The organism is Pseudomonas sp. Marseille-Q1929 (genome assembly GCF_017316265.1).
Lineage (GTDB): Bacteria > Pseudomonadota > Gammaproteobacteria > Pseudomonadales > Pseudomonadaceae > Aquipseudomonas.
In genome coordinates this window covers 19,783-33,955 of sequence record NZ_JAFLWU010000044.1, presented here as the reverse complement: position 1 = coordinate 33,955, position 14,173 = coordinate 19,783, and the positions used below count along the sequence as shown (strand labels likewise).

At 64.7% G+C, this 14,173-nt stretch carries 17 protein-coding genes; 11 read left to right on the top strand and 6 right to left on the bottom strand.

What is annotated here, in order from left to right; genetic code table 11:
* Nucleotides 1-677: 677 nt before the first annotated feature.
* Genes J1G37_RS27605 through J1G37_RS27595 form a run of 3 tightly spaced genes read right to left on the bottom strand, consistent with a single transcriptional unit; the run spans nt 678 to nt 2,242 of the window.
* Nucleotides 678-911: a cytochrome C oxidase subunit IV family protein gene (locus J1G37_RS27605; protein WP_207046805.1), complete on the bottom strand. Its 234-nt coding sequence runs from the start codon at nt 909-911 to the stop codon at nt 678-680.
* A 7-nt stretch (nt 912-918) separates the two neighbouring features.
* Nucleotides 919-1,482, bottom strand: coding sequence for a cytochrome c oxidase subunit 3 (locus J1G37_RS27600; protein WP_207046803.1), 564 nt, complete (start codon nt 1,480-1,482; stop codon nt 919-921).
* The gene (locus J1G37_RS27595; RefSeq protein ID WP_207046802.1) at nt 1,466-2,242 is read right to left on the bottom strand and encodes a CbbQ/NirQ/NorQ/GpvN family protein; all 777 of its coding nucleotides are present in this window, start codon (nt 2,240-2,242) and stop codon (nt 1,466-1,468) included. Before J1G37_RS27595 ends, J1G37_RS27600 begins: the two co-directional genes overlap by 17 nt.
* Nucleotides 2,243-2,436: 194 nt before the next feature.
* Between J1G37_RS27595 and J1G37_RS27590 the strand changes: the two genes are divergently transcribed.
* Genes J1G37_RS27590 through J1G37_RS27540 form a run of 11 tightly spaced genes read left to right on the top strand, consistent with a single transcriptional unit; the run spans nt 2,437 to nt 11,339 of the window.
* On the top strand, nt 2,437-4,110 hold the full coding sequence (locus tag J1G37_RS27590) for a cytochrome D1 domain-containing protein (protein WP_207046800.1): 1,674 nt from the start codon (nt 2,437-2,439) through the stop codon (nt 4,108-4,110).
* 24 nt (nt 4,111-4,134) lie between these two features.
* Nucleotides 4,135-4,449, top strand: coding sequence for a c-type cytochrome (locus J1G37_RS27585; protein ID WP_207046797.1), 315 nt, complete (start codon nt 4,135-4,137; stop codon nt 4,447-4,449).
* 16 nt (nt 4,450-4,465) lie between these two features.
* Nucleotides 4,466-4,783 carry a cytochrome c gene (locus J1G37_RS27580; RefSeq protein ID WP_207046795.1) on the top strand — a complete coding sequence of 106 codons (318 nt, stop codon included), beginning with the start codon at nt 4,466-4,468 and terminating at the stop codon, nt 4,781-4,783.
* Nucleotides 4,780-5,949 (top strand): cytochrome D1 domain-containing protein, encoded by a 1,170-nt coding sequence (locus J1G37_RS27575; protein WP_207046793.1) that lies wholly within the window; start codon nt 4,780-4,782, stop codon nt 5,947-5,949. The genes J1G37_RS27580 and J1G37_RS27575 overlap by 4 nt, the downstream gene beginning before the upstream one ends.
* A gap of 1 nt (nt 5,950) precedes the next feature.
* A complete protein-coding gene (locus J1G37_RS27570) occupies nt 5,951-6,409 on the top strand; it encodes an Lrp/AsnC family transcriptional regulator (RefSeq protein ID WP_207046791.1) in 459 nt (152 codons plus the stop codon).
* On the top strand, nt 6,406-6,921 hold the full coding sequence (locus J1G37_RS27565) for an Lrp/AsnC family transcriptional regulator (RefSeq protein ID WP_207046790.1): 516 nt from the start codon (nt 6,406-6,408) through the stop codon (nt 6,919-6,921). Before J1G37_RS27570 ends, J1G37_RS27565 begins: the two co-directional genes overlap by 4 nt.
* The gene (locus J1G37_RS27560) at nt 6,914-7,357 is read left to right on the top strand and encodes an Lrp/AsnC family transcriptional regulator (protein ID WP_207046788.1); all 444 of its coding nucleotides are present in this window, start codon (nt 6,914-6,916) and stop codon (nt 7,355-7,357) included. The genes J1G37_RS27565 and J1G37_RS27560 overlap by 8 nt, the downstream gene beginning before the upstream one ends.
* Nucleotides 7,332-7,832, top strand: coding sequence for an Lrp/AsnC family transcriptional regulator (locus tag J1G37_RS27555; RefSeq protein ID WP_207046786.1), 501 nt, complete (start codon nt 7,332-7,334; stop codon nt 7,830-7,832). Before J1G37_RS27560 ends, J1G37_RS27555 begins: the two co-directional genes overlap by 26 nt.
* Nucleotides 7,833-7,841: 9 nt before the next feature.
* A complete protein-coding gene (nirJ, locus tag J1G37_RS27550) occupies nt 7,842-9,020 on the top strand; it encodes a heme d1 biosynthesis radical SAM protein NirJ (protein ID WP_207046784.1) in 1,179 nt (392 codons plus the stop codon).
* A 43-nt stretch (nt 9,021-9,063) separates the two neighbouring features.
* Complete coding sequence (cobA, locus tag J1G37_RS27545; RefSeq protein WP_207046782.1) at nt 9,064-9,888, top strand: uroporphyrinogen-III C-methyltransferase; 825 nt, start codon at nt 9,064-9,066, stop codon at nt 9,886-9,888.
* On the top strand, nt 9,885-11,339 hold the full coding sequence (locus tag J1G37_RS27540) for a nitrite reductase (RefSeq protein ID WP_207046780.1): 1,455 nt from the start codon (nt 9,885-9,887) through the stop codon (nt 11,337-11,339). The genes cobA and J1G37_RS27540 overlap by 4 nt, the downstream gene beginning before the upstream one ends.
* A 7-nt stretch (nt 11,340-11,346) precedes the next feature.
* Here J1G37_RS27540 and J1G37_RS27535 read toward each other — a convergent pair whose 3' ends face one another.
* The 3 genes from J1G37_RS27535 to J1G37_RS27525 all read right to left on the bottom strand — a co-directional run bounded on the left by J1G37_RS27535 (nt 11,347) and on the right by J1G37_RS27525 (nt 14,033).
* Nucleotides 11,347-12,123: a hypothetical protein gene (locus tag J1G37_RS27535; protein ID WP_207046779.1), complete on the bottom strand. Its 777-nt coding sequence runs from the start codon at nt 12,121-12,123 to the stop codon at nt 11,347-11,349.
* Nucleotides 12,124-12,197: 74 nt separating this feature from the next.
* On the bottom strand, nt 12,198-12,641 hold the full coding sequence (locus J1G37_RS27530; protein ID WP_207046778.1) for a hypothetical protein: 444 nt from the start codon (nt 12,639-12,641) through the stop codon (nt 12,198-12,200).
* Between the two features lie 75 nt (nt 12,642-12,716).
* On the bottom strand, nt 12,717-14,033 hold the full coding sequence (locus J1G37_RS27525; RefSeq protein WP_207046777.1) for an OprD family porin: 1,317 nt from the start codon (nt 14,031-14,033) through the stop codon (nt 12,717-12,719).
* Nucleotides 14,034-14,173: the final 140 nt, after the last annotated feature.

Here is a 14,173-nt window from a genome sequence, read left to right as displayed (position 1 = left end):
AGATCCATAGGTTTCAGCTCTCTCCAGGGCATGGTCAGATCCTCGCGAAATCGACCCTGCCAGTTAAAAACTGTTACCTATGTGCGTGAACTGATTTGTAACCCATGTGGGTGAGTCATACCGGCGAGGACCTTTTGCTTACTTTTGGGTCCTTCCAAAAGTGAGCCGCTGTAAGAGCGGAACCGTCAGTGGCCGTGACCGCAGCAATGGATATGTACTCCGACCCAAAAGCTCCGGCGCCACGCACATAGTCATCGCAGCGATGCGGCGACCCGACAAGCCAGCTCCCACCTCAGAGCGGTGTGCAACCAACAAAACTCAACCGCCTAACAGGCCGTCTTCGCGAGCAAGCCCGCTCCCACAGTAGAGCCGGTTTACACCCGGTAAAAATCGCCCGACTGCCAGGCCGTCACGGGAGCAAGCTCCCTCGCCATAGGTCCAGCAGCCCACGCGCGCTCCAAGCTTACTGCCCTCCGTACCTCCCAATAGGGTTGCGGTCGTTCATTGATAAATGCGTAGGGTCCTTGCATCGCGTGCACCTCCAAGACTGTGGCGCACGACTATAGGAAGGCACTGCAGAGAGGGTGAGACAGTGTCCGGGGCGCAACTCATATTTCGGAATCGAACTACAAATGAGTAGGCAATCGCCTACATGAACGAGCCACTGATTAACGCTGTCAGCAGATAACACCGATAAGCAGCACCAGCACCACAGCCCATCCCAACAGCATCAGGCGCCACCGCCAGGGCGCATGCCGCAGCTCCATAAACCCGTCCGCAATCAGCCACGCCTTGGAGGCCGCCAACAGCAGCACCACCAACCACAACCCCGCCGCACCCGCGAGCACCGTTCCAATACTCAGCGACACCAGCACCGCCCAACACACCAGCAACCCCTGCGACGCACTCATCTGCCTTTCATCCCATCACGTAAACCACCGGAAACAACACCACCCACACCAGGTCCACCATGTGCCAGTACAACACTCCCGACTCCACCCCGCTCACTGCCACCCTTCCCCGCCAGCAGGCCACGGCCAGCCAGCCGAGGATCAGCATGCCCAGCAGCACATGCAAAAAATGAAACCCCGTGAGCATCCAATACAAGGTAAAGAACCGGCTGTACTCCAAGCCCAGCCCAACACCTGCCAGGTGGGCGTATTCGCCGAGCTTGATCGCCACGTACACCAGCGCTACCAGCAGGGCCGCCACCAACAAGGCGGCACCGCGCCGCGATTGCTGCACACGCACCTGCTGCAACCCCAGCGCGGCAAACAAGCCGGCGGTCAGCAGGCTCACGGTCATCGCCAGCCCGGTGGAGCTGTCCAGTTGGCTGCGGCCCGTGGCAAACCCTTCAGGTTCAAGGCGCTGCGTCACGGCAAATGCGAGAATCAAAATCGCAAACACCGTCAGCTCGGCAAGGATGAAAAACCACATCGCCAAGTCACCCGGCAGGCGGCGCGGTTCACGCAAAGTGCACATCCACCACGTCCATCAGTGCCGCGACGGTTTGCGGGTCGTCGCTCAGGGCCTGGGCCAGGCAGGCCAGGCAGGCTTCGCGCGGCGGCATGCCGGCGGCGATCAGGCGGGCGGTGAAGATCAGCAGGCGCGTGGAGGCGACTTCCTCCAGGTCGTGTTGATCGAGACGGCGCAACGCCTGGCCCAGGCGCACCACTTCAGCCGCCAGCGCACTATCCACCTGGGCCTCCTGGGCGACGATGCGCGCTTCGTCCGCAGCCGCCGGATAGTCGAAGCGCATGGCCACGAAGCGCTGGCGGGTGCTGGGTTTCATGCCCTTGAGCAGGTTCTGGTAACCGGGGTTATACGACACCACCAGCATGAACGACGGTGGCGCCTTGACCACTTCCCCCGTGCGTTCCAGGTACAACTCGCGGCGGTCGTCGGCCACCGGGTGCAGGACCACAGTGGTGTCCTGGCGCGCCTCGACCACTTCGTCGAGGTAGCAGATGCCGCCTTCGCGCACCGCGCGGGTCAGCGGGCCGTCTTGCCACCAGGTGCCCTGCGCACCGATCAAGTGGCGGCCAACCAGGTCGGCGGCGCTGAGGTCGTCGTGACAGGCCACGGTGTACAGCGGCAACTGCAGGCGGTGCGCCATATGCTGCACAAAGCGGGTCTTGCCGCAGCCCGTGGGGCCCTTGATCAGCACCGGCATGCGGTGGCGCCAGGCATGTTCGAACAGCAGGCATTCATTGTCGACGGGTTGATAGAACGGCTCGGTCATCACACACATCCAAAGCAGGTTTACGGCCACGCTAAGGGCGCCTGCGACAACCTGGCAAGCGCTACCCAAGGCAAACTTGATCGCCGTCAAGCGAGCATTCCAACACCTCGCCATAGTCTGGCCGGGCACTAAGAACCTGCGCCCCGCACCCCGTTGCGCGGCACCGCAAAGGTCTCGCCTGAGGAGTAAATGGAATGCTGACTCGCCACAGAAAAACCTTCACCCTGAGCCTCGCCAGCCTGAGCTGCGCGCTGGCCCTCGCCCTGCCCTTGAGCGCCCATGGCGCGGCCACGCCTGCCGTGGTCAAAACCGCCGGTGCGCCGGACATCAGCCAGGCCGACTTCGACGCCTCCAAGCAGATTTACTTCGAACGCTGCGCCGGCTGTCACGGCGTGCTGCGCAAGGGCGCCACCGGCAAACCGCTGACCCCGGACATCACCCAATCCCGTGGCCAGGCCTATCTCGAAGCGCTGATCACCTACGGTTCACCCGCCGGCATGCCGAACTGGGGTACCTCCAATGCGCTGACCAAAAGCCAGATCAGCAGCATGGCCACCTTCATCCAGCACACCGCGCCCACCCCGCCGGAATGGGGCATGGCCGAGACGCTCAAGACCTGGAAAGTGCTGGTCAAGCCTGAAGACAGGCCCCGGCGCCAGCTGAATAAACTCAACCTGGAAAACCTGTTCTCCGTGACCCTGCGCGACGACGGCAAGATCGCCCTGATCGATGGCGACACCAAGCAGATCGTCAAGCTGATCGACACCGGCTACGCCGTGCACATCTCGCGGATTTCCGCCTCCGGCCGCTACCTGCTGGTGATCGGCCGCGATGCCAAGATCGACATGATCGACCTGTGGCCCGCCGAGCCGACCAAGGTCGCCGAGATCAAGGTCGGCATCGAAGCGCGTTCGGTGGAGACCTCCAAGTTCAAGGGCTTCGAGGACAAATACACCATCGCCGGCTCCTACTGGCCGCCGCAGTTCACGATCATGGACGGCGAAACCCTGGAGCCCAAGCAGATCGTCTCGACCCGCGGCATGACCGTGGACAAGCAGGAGTACCACCCCGAACCGCGCGTGGCGGCGATCATCGCGTCCCACGAATGGCCGGAGTTCATCGTCAACGTCAAGGAAACCGGCAAGGTCATGCTGGTCAATTACCAGGACATCAAGAACCTCACCATCACCACCATCGACGCCGCGCCGTTCCTGCATGACGGCGGTTGGGACAGCACCCATCGCTACTTCCTCACGGCGGCCAACAACTCGAACAAGATCGCGGTGATCGACTCCAGGCAGCGCACCCTCACCGCCCTGGTGGACGTCGGCAAGACCCCACATCCCGGGCGTGGCGCCAACTTCGTGCACCCGCAATACGGGCCGGTGTGGGCCACCAGCCACCTGGGCGATGGCGGCATCTCGGTGATCGGCACCGACCCGATCAAGCACGCGCAATACGCCTGGAAACAGGTGGCATCCCTCAGCGGCCAAGGTGGCGGCTCGCTGTTCATCAAGACCCACCCCAACTCCCATCACCTCTACGTCGATACCACCCTCAACCCCGACACCAAGCTCAGCCAGTCGGTGGCGGTATTCGACATCAACCACCTCGACAAGGGCTACAGCGTGCTGCCGATCGCCGAATACTCAGGCATCAAGCAAGGCGCACTGCGTGTGGTGCAACCGGAATACAACAAAGCCGGTGACGAGGTGTGGTTCTCGGTGTGGAACGGCCAGACCGAGGAGTCGGCGCTGGTGGTGATCGACGACAAGACGCTCAAGCTCAAGCAGGTGATCAAGGACAAGCGCCTGATCACACCGACCGGCAAGTTCAACGTGTTCAACACCCAACACGACATTTATTGAGCTTGATCAACAAGGGAATCCGCCATGAAAAATATGCTCCTCGCACTGCTCGCCAGTGCCGCTTTTATCGGTTTGCAACCGGCCCTCGCGGGGGACGGCCCGGCGCTGTTCAAGAGCAAACCTTGCGCGGCCTGCCACAGCATCGACAGCAAAGTGGTCGGGCCGTCGCTCAAGGAGGTCGCCGCCAAGAACGCGGCGGTGAAAGACGCGGCCACCACCCTCGCCAGCCATATCCAGAACGGCACCCAGGGCAACTGGGGGCCGATCCCAATGCCGCCGAACCCGGTGACGGATGACGAAGCGAAGACGTTGGCCACCTGGATCCTGACCTTGAAATGACCCCAAGGAGCACGCCATGCAAGTTTCGATGATCGCTACGGCCGTGGCGCTGCTCCTACTCATTCCCGCGCCCGCTAACGCGGCAGTGGATGCCCGACGCCTGGAGCATCTGCTGACCCAGGACTGCGGCGCCTGCCACGGCCTGTACCTGACCGGCGGCCTTGGCCCGCCACTGACGCCCCAGGCCCTGGCCGGGCAAAGCCGCGACAGCCTGATCGCCACCGTGACCCATGGCCGCCCGACCCGTGCGATGCCTGGCTGGGCGCCGCTGCTCAACGCCAGTGAGATCGCCTGGCTGGTCGACCGTCTCTTGCAAGGAAGCCTCGCGCCATGATCCGTCCCCTGTGTTTATCCGTGTGCCTGTTGCTCGGCGCCTGCACCCAGCCGACGTTGCGCGGCACCGGCGACCTGGGCGTGGTCATCGAACGCGCCAGCGCCAGTGTGCAAATCATTGAAACCAGCGGCATGACCGCCCTGGCACGCCTCAATGGCCTGGGCGACCTGTCCCACGCCTCGGTGGTGTTTTCCCGCGACCAGCGCTACGCCTATGTGTTCGGCCGCGACGGCGGGCTGACCAAGGTTGACCTGCTGGGCCAGCGCATTGAAAAACGCATCATCCAGGGCGGCAACAGCATTGGCGGCGCGATCAGCCAGGATGGGCGCCTGATTGCCGTGTCCAATTACCTGCCCGGCGGGGTCAAGGTGTTTGATGCCGCCACCCTGGCCCTGGTCGCCGACATCCCCGCCACCGCGCTGCCCGACGGCAAACGCTCGCGGGTGGTGGGCCTGGTGGACGCGCCCGGCCAGCGCTTCGTGTTCAGCCTGTTCGACACGGGCGAGATCTGGAGCGCGGACTTCAGTCACGGCTCCCCGCCCACCATCACCCGCTACAACGACATCGGCGAGCAACCCTACGACGCCCTGATCACCGCCGATGGCCGCTACTACATGGCCGGGCTGTTCGGTGAGGACGGCATGGCCCAACTCGACCTGTGGCACCCGGAACAAGGCGTCAAGCGCGTGCTGGCCGACTACGGTCGCGGCCAGGCCAAGCTGCCGGTGTACAAGATGCCCCACCTCGAAGGCTGGGCCGTGGCCGATCACCAGGCCTTCGTGCCCGCCGTGGGCCGCCACCAAGTCCTGGTGATGGACGCGCGCAGCTGGCAGCAGACCGCGGCCATCGCCGTGGCCGGCCAGCCGATCTTCGTTACCGCGCGGCCGGATGGGCGCCAGCTGTGGGTCAACTTCGCCTACCCGGACAACGATCGCGTGCAGGTACTCGACACGCAAACCCACCAGATCGTCGCCGACCTGCGCCCCGGTCCCGGCGTGCTGCACATGGAGTTCACCGGGCGTGGCGAGCAGCTGTGGCTGTCGGTGCGCGACGGTGAGCAGGTGCAGGTCTGGGACCCGTATCGCCTGACGTTGCTCAAGACCTTGCCGGCCTTGAGCCCCAGTGGAATTTTCTTCAGCAGCCGCGCGCAAAAAATGGGGTATTGAGATGGACCTTGACCTGCTCAGCCAGCAATTGATCGAACGCTACCAACACGGCATGCCGCTGTGCGCCGAGCCCTATCGGGAAATGGCCCAGGTGCTGGGCTGCCGCGAAACCGAGGTGATGGCCTGCCTGCAACGCCTGGAACTGGCCGGCGCACTCTCGCGCATCGGCCCGGTGTTCGAGCACACTCGCGCCGGCGCCAGCACCCTCGCCGCCCTGGCGGTGCCGCTCGAACGCCTGGAACAGGTGGCCCAAAGGGTCAGCCAGTACCCGGAGGTCAATCACAACTATGCCCGCGAGCACCATTACAACCTGTGGTTCGTGCTCACCGGGCCGCACCGCCAGCACTTGGAGCAGATCCTGGGCGAGCTGGAGAAAGACACCGGCCTGCGTCCCCTGGATTTGCCGATGCTTACCGCCTACCGCATCGACCTCGGGTTCTCCCTGGGAGCCCATCCGTGATCACGCCCCTGAACCACGAACAAATGCTCGACCTGCGCCAGTGCCTGGAGCGGGGCTTGCCGGTGGTCGCGCGGCCCTACGACGACCTCGCCGAGCGCATCGGCGCCCATCACGACCAGGTGCTGCAGCAGATGCAGCAATGGCAGGAGCAAGGCCTGTTCCGGCGTGTCGGCCTGGTCCTCAACCACCGCGCCCTGGGCTTTGTCGCCAACGCCATGCTGGTGCTCGACGTGCCGGATGCGCTGGTGGATGAAGTGGGCACGCGCCTGGGCCGCGCGCCGCGCATCAACCTGTGTTACCAGCGCCCGCGCCGCCTGCCACTGTGGCGCTACAACCTGTTCTGCATGGTGCATGGCCGTGAGCGCGATGAAGTCACCGCGCATATCCACGCGGTGCTGGAACAGCAACAGTTGAGTGACCTGCCCCACCACCTGCTGTTCAGTACCCGTGCCTACAAACAATGCGGCGGGCGTTTTGCGCCGCCACCGTCCCAGGTATGGGCCCATGGATGACCTCGACCGCCGCCTGATCAACCGCCTGCAACATGGCCTGCCGCTGGTGCGCCAACCCTGGCAGCAACTGGCGCAGGAGTTGGCGAGCCGCCCTTGCGAACTACTCGACCGCCTGCATGATTTGCTTGAAGACGGCGTATTGACCCGATTCGGCCCGATGTTTGACATCGAGCGGCTCGGCGGCGCCTTTACCCTCGCTGCCCTGGCCGTACCCGAAGCGCGCTTCGAGACAGTGGCGGCGCAACTCAATGAGCTGCCGCAAGTGGCCCACAACTACCGCCGCGAGCACCACTGGAACATGTGGTTCGTGCTGGCCTGCGCCAGCGCCCCGGAGCTGGCACAGGCCCTGTCCCGCATCGAAGCCCTGACGGGGCTGGCGGTGCTCAACCTGCCGAAGGAGCACACCTACCATGTCGGTCTGTATTTCCCGGTCTGACAACGCCCTGGCCCTGCGCCTGATCGCCCTGACCCAAAGCGGCCTGCCGCTGGTGGACGATCCCTGGGCGTGGCTCGCCGAGCAATTGAGCATCAGCGTCGAATCGACCCTGGACCTGCTCAAGCGCCTGCAAGCCGAAGGTGCGATCCGCCGCATCGCCGCGGTGCCCAATCATTACCGCCTCGGTTATCGGCACAACGGCATGACCGTGTGGGACGTGGCCGATGCGCAGATGCCGCGCCTGGGCGAACTGCTGGGCGCGCAGCCCTTCGTCAGCCATTGCTACCGCCGCCCACGCCGCCCGGATTGGCCATACAACCTGTTCGCCATGGTGCATGGGCGCAGCCGCGAAGAAATCGACAGCTACCGCGAACACCTGCGCTACCTGCTGGGCGATGCCTGCCGTGCCGACGAGATGCTGGTGAGCAGCCGCATCCTGAAAAAAACCGGCCTGCGCCTGCCCCCCTCGCACTAAGGAGCCCCCATGCTGCGGATCAGTCAGTACTTGCGCACAGTGGCCGGCCAATGCCCGCCACCCCGCACCTCGATGCCGGGCAGTGAGCGCCCGCCGGTGGTGATCTGGAACCTGTTGCGCCGCTGCAACCTCACCTGCAAACACTGTTACGCCACCAGCGCCGACAGCGTGTTTCGCGATGAGTTGGACACCGCCACGGCGCTGCGAGTGATCGACGACCTGCACGCCGCCGGGGTGCGCGTGTTGATCTTGTCCGGCGGCGAACCGTTGCTGCGCGAGGACCTCTTCCAGCTCAGCGCCTACGCTCGGCAAAAAGGCTTTTTCGTCGCGCTGTCGACCAACGGCACGCTGATCGACGAGCAGAACATCCAGCAGATCGCCGACGCCCGCTACGACTACGTGGGCATCAGCATCGATGGGCTGGAGGCAACCCACGATGCGTTCCGGCAAATGCACGGCAGTTTCCGGCGCTCGCTGCACGCCATCCGCCTGTGCCGCGAAGCCGGGATTCGCGTGGGCTTGCGCACCACGCTGACCCAGGCCAACCATGCGCAGTTGCCGCAACTGCTGGCGCTGATGCGCAGCTACGACGTGCAGAAGTTCTACCTGTCGCACCTCAACTACAGCGGACGCGGCAAGCGCAGTCGCCTGCTGGACGCCCATCGCCAGATGGGTCGCGAGGCCATGACGCTGATTTTCCAGCAGGCCTGGCAGGACATCGAACACGGCGTGGCCAGCGACTTTGTCAGCGGCAACAACGACGCCGACGCCATCCTGTTGCTGCAATGGGTGCACCGCCACCTGCCCGAGCACTACCCGCAGCTGGAACACCTGCTGCATGGCTGGGGCGGCAATGCGTCGGGCTGCGGCATCGCCAATATCGACAACACCGGCGAAGTGCACCCGGACACCTACTGGTGGCAACACTCGGTGGGCAACGTGCGCAACAACACCTTTCGCCACCTCTGGCTGGACCAACCCGACCCCTTGCTGCTGCGCCTGCGCGAGCACCCTCGGCAGATCGGCGGGCGCTGTACCGAGTGCCGCTGGCTGGCGATCTGCAACGGCAACACGCGGACCCGCGCCTGGGCCGATGGCGACCTCTGGGGCCCGGACCCCGGTTGTTATCTGAGCGACGCCGAGATCGCCCGCCACCCCCTCGACCTGATCCCGTGCGCTACCCGGTGACACAACCGCGGGCGCCTTCCTGATGATGAACCAAGGACGTCTCATGCACCTTCCGACCGCCTTACCCGCCAGTTTGCACAGCCCCTTCCACCCCGGCGAAGTCGCGCTGGTGGGCGCCGGCCCCGGCGACCCACGCCTGCTGACGCTGCGCGCCTGGAGCCTGTTGATGCAGGCCGACGCGGTGGTGTTCGACCGCTTGATCAGCGCCGAACTGCTGAGCCTGATCCCCCTCACCTGCGCGCGTCACTATGTGGGCAAGGCCAGCGGCTACCACAGCCTGCCCCAGGCGCAACTCAACGCACTGCTGGCGGAGTTGGCCGAGCAGGGTCAACGCGTGGTGCGCCTCAAGGGTGGTGACCCGTTCATCTTCGGGCGCGGCGCCGAGGAGCTGGAATACCTGCTCGCGCGCGACATTCCCTGCCAGGTGGTGCCGGGCATCACCGCCGCGTCCGGGTGCAGCGCCTACGCAGGGATCCCGTTGACCCACCGCGACCTGGTCAACTCCTGCCGCTTCGTCACCGGGCATTTGCAACGCGACGGCGCGTTGAAACTGCCGTGGGCCAGCCTCGCCGAGCCCAGCCAGACCCTGGTGTTCTACATGGGCCTGGCGAACCTGGCGCTGATCGCCGAACACCTGGTGGCCGCCGGCTTGCCGGGCGATACGCCAGCGGCGCTGATCAGCAATGGTGCGCGGGCCGACCAGCACGTGGCCCGTGGCACCTTGCGCCAGTTGCCGGCCCTGGCCGCCAGCTGCGAACCCGGCGTGCCGACCCTGACGGTGATTGGCGCGGTGGTAGACCTGTTTGCCGACGCCGCCCTGCACTACCCAGCCAGCCTGTCGACGCCCCGCGCAGCGGTGGCGCCATGAAATGCCTGTGGCTGCTGCCATTGCTGTGGGCCAGCGCCGCCCATGGCACGCCGGCCGAGGACTACCAGCAGTATTGCGAGAGCTGCCATGGCCTCAATCGCATCGGCGCCAGCGGCCCGGCGCTGCTGCCGGAAAGCCTCGGGCGGATCAAGCCACACGAGGTACGAGAGGTCATCGCCCAGGGCCGCGCGGCCAGCCAGATGGCCGCCTTTTCCACGCAACTGAGTGCGGCACGGATCGATGCCCTGGCGGCCTTCCTGCAGCAGCCGCCCGTCACGCCGGTCAGCTGGGCGGCGCAAGACATCCGCAACAGCCACCGCCTGCTGGCCGACCCGGGCCAGTTGCCGACAACCCCGCAACACCACGCCGACCCGCTCAACCTGTTTGTGGTGGTGGAGTCCGGCGACCATCACATCGACATCCTCGACGGTGATCGCTTCACCGTGCTGGACCGTTTCGCCAGCCACTTTGCCGTGCACGGCGGGCCCAAGTTCTCGCCGGATGGACGCTTCGTGTATTTCGCCTCGCGGGACGGTTGGATCAGCCTCTACGACCTGCACAACCTCAAGCTTATCGCCGAGACCCGCGCCGGGCTCAACACCCGCAACCTCGCGGTGAGCAAGGACGGGCGCTGGGTGCTGGTGGGCAACTACCTGCCGGGCAACCTGGTGGTGCTCGATGCGCGCGATTTGTCGCTGGTCAAGACACTGCCCACCGGCTCACGGGTCAGCGCGGTGTATACCGCACCGCCGCGCAACAGTTTTGTCGTGGCGCTCAAGGACGTGAACGAGATGTGGGAGCTGTCCTATGCCGCCCGCAACCCCACCTTCGAACCCCGGCGCATCGCGGCCCGTGACGTGCTCGATGACTTCTCGTTCACCCCGGATTACCGCCAGTTGCTCGCCACGTCACGCAAGGCCGGGGGCGGCCAGGTGATCGACCTGGATTCAGGCGCCGTGGTCACGGACATCCCGCTGGCGGGCATGCCGCACCTGGGCTCCGGCACCTATTGGCGGCGCAACGGCCAGTGGGTGTTCGCCACGCCGAATATCAGCCAAGGGCAAATCAGCGTGCTCGACCCCGCCACCTGGAAACTGATCAAACAGATCCCCACCCTGGGCCCGGGCTTTTTCATGCGCAGCCATGTCAACTCGCGCTATGTGTGGAGCGATGTGTTTTTTGGCCCGGACAACGATGCCATCCACTTGATCGACAAACAGACCCTGGAAATCGCCCACACCCTGCGCCCGGTCCCGGGCAAGACCGCCGCCCATGTGGAATTCACCCGCGATGGGCGCTACGTGCTGCTGAGCATCTGGGCCAGCGACGGCGCACTGATCGTGTACGACAGCCAGACGCTTGAGGAGGTCAAGCGCCTGCCGATGAACAAACCGTCGGGCAAGTACAACGTGGGCAACAAGATTGAGTTTGCCGAAGGTACGTCGCACTGAGGCCCGCTCACCACAACAGGGTGTCGCCCAGGCTGATATGGTCACAGTCACCATGCACCGTGAACTCTTCGTCGCTCCGGGCAAACTGCCCCTGGCCGATATAGTCGTAGCCCGCCGCCGCCAGGCGTTCAAAACTCAGCTGACGCATGTTGCCGCTATGGGCTTGCGTCGGTTGCGCGCGGTACCGCCGAGGTGGACGGGCGTAGTCGAACAGGTGCAATCGATCCGGCTCCAGGGTGATCAGGCTGTCGAGCTTGGACTCAAAGCTGGCCAGGGTCTGCCAGGCGGCGCCGTAGCCCAGGTCGACACTCACTGAACGAAAATCGAAGGTACGCGCCGCATCGATCAACGACTGGATCGGTGCGGGGTTGCGGTAGCACAACGGGGAGGGTTCGACCTCGGCGCCGGCATCGGGCGCGCTGATGCAGACGTGGTTGAAACCCAGCTCGCGCAGCAGGCCGACGCTCGCCCAATCGGTGTGCCGGGGAGCGAGGTCGATGGCGTAGTCGCCGCGGTCGCGCTCGAAGAAATTGAAGCGTGCATGCAGGGTGCCCATCAGCGCCTGCACTTCGGCGACGGCCGCTGCGCCGCGCCACTGGAAATGCGCCACGGGTTGGCGCTGGTCGAGGTGCCGGCCGATCCATTGCGCCTCCTCGGTCAGGCTGCGCCGGCACGCGTCGTTCGCCGTGCCGGCCGGCCAATGCAAGGTCAACGCCAGGGGGCGCTGGCGTTGTCGGCTGCTGCGTAGGGTACGCACCACATCGAGAGAAATGACGCTGCGCATGACGGGCTCCTCCATGGACGGTGAGCCATTGTCCGGTGCGACACCAAGGCGCCCCTTGATATGCATCAAGGGCTTTACCAACTGAGGTAAAACATGCTCTTGGCCAACAGCACAATCGCAACCATGTGCGCGAACAGGCTGAGGTGGATAAAGCGCAGGTACCGCGCACTGACACGCCCACGGCGCATGCGCAGCATGGTCAGCACGAAGTGCAGCAACACGCTGGCCGCGAGGATCAGCTTGAGGCTCAGCAATGCGCCGAAAGCGCTGGCAAGCGGCGCCGCCAATATCGGCCGATAGCGCAGCCAGACCATGCCGATGCCCGCGCCGAACAGCACCAGCAACACCCAGGGCATCAGCGCCCGCGCGCGCTGGCCGACGCCTTGTTCGACCTGCACCATCACCCGCGCCGGCAGGTGCCGATGCAGGTGGGCCAGGATCAACACTTCAAAAAACACCGTGCCGATAAAGATCAGCGCGGCGAATAGATGGGCCAGGAGAAACAGCAGGTAAAGCATGGAGGCCTCGCAGGTCGCGCCGGGCCTCCAGTGTCGCGCCCTGGACGCGGCCACGCCTTGATGCCGGTCAAGCCGTTACAGCAGCGGTATGCTGTAACTGACGATCAGCCGCGTCTCGTCCTTGTCCGCCGTGTCATTGCCGCGCAGGACCGCGCTGCGCCAGGTCAGGCCCAGGCCTTTGAAGGTGCCCGTGGGAATCACGTAATCCACGCGCAGGTCACGCTCCCACTCAGTGTTGTCGCGAGTGGCCGTGCGGATGTGGCTGCCATGGATATAGGTGACGCTGGAACGCAGGCCCGGTACACCGAGGCCGGCAAAGTCATAGGCATAGCTGCCGACCGTGGCTTGCTCGCCGGCATTGACGAATTTCAGCGACTGCGAATTGGTGATCAGGTACAGCGAGCGGCCCTGGCCCTGGTTGATATGGGGAAAGTCACTTTCACCAGTGGTTTTCTGGTAGCCGAGGCTGACCGAATGCCCGCTCAAGGCGTAGGTAAACAGCGCGCTCCACAGGCGGTTATCGACCTTGCCGGTGTTGACGCCGGGGCCGTAGTAACCGGCGCTGACGTAGCCTTCATCGCGCCCGGCCGCGCTGGCGTTCTTGCCGTCGGCGGTGCTGTAGAAGTAACGCAGGTCGCTTTTGAACTGGCCCACCGGCAGTTGCCAGTTGTGCACCAGCCCGAAGAAATGCTGCTGGTAGAAGTTCTCCAGGTTGGCGTAGTAGTACTGCACTTGCAGTTGCTTGCTGACCGCATAGTCGACGCCGCCGTAGTAGAACTGGTTGCTCGCCTTGCCCTTGATCGGGTCGTTGGCGCCGGCAATCGACAGGCCCTGGCCGTTGCTGGAGTTGCGGTCGACGACCTGCTCAAGCTTGCCGGCGATCAGGTTGAAGTCCTGGAAGTCTTTGGAGTCCAGTTGGTAACCGCGAAAGGTCTGGGGCAACAGGCGGCCGTCTTCGGTGGTCAGCACCGGCAGCTTGGGTTGCAGGTTACCGACCTTGAGCTGGGTCTGCGCGATGCGCATCTTGCCGGTGACGCCGGTCTTGCTGAAGTCATGGGCGGCCTTGCCGTCGTCCAGCGGGAAGACACTGCCGGGGGTGTTGTCTGCACCGGCCTTGCCGGCGCGGCCCGAGGCGTCCAGGCGCACGCCGAGCATCTGCTGCAGGTCCAGGCCGAAGCCGACGGTGCCTTCGGTGAAGCCGGACTGGTAGTTGAACATGAACGCCTGGCCCCACTCCTTGTCCGACGCGCCCCGGGCGTTGCGGGTGTCCTGGTTGTAGTAGAAGTTGCGCAGGTCGAGGCTGGCTTTGCTGTCGTCGATAAAACCGGACGCGGCAACGTGTTGCGCGGCCCCCAGGGAAACGGCGAGGGCCAGGCAAGTCTTGTGATTCATGAAGGCTCCGTAAGATAAATGAGGCGATCCCGTCGCAGCCCGGCCCTGTTCTTTGCCAGTCGGGTGGTGCTGCATTTAACGGGAGCGCGCACGGTATAGCCTCGGCCGCGCGGGAAACAGCCGGGGAAAGCGTCATTCAC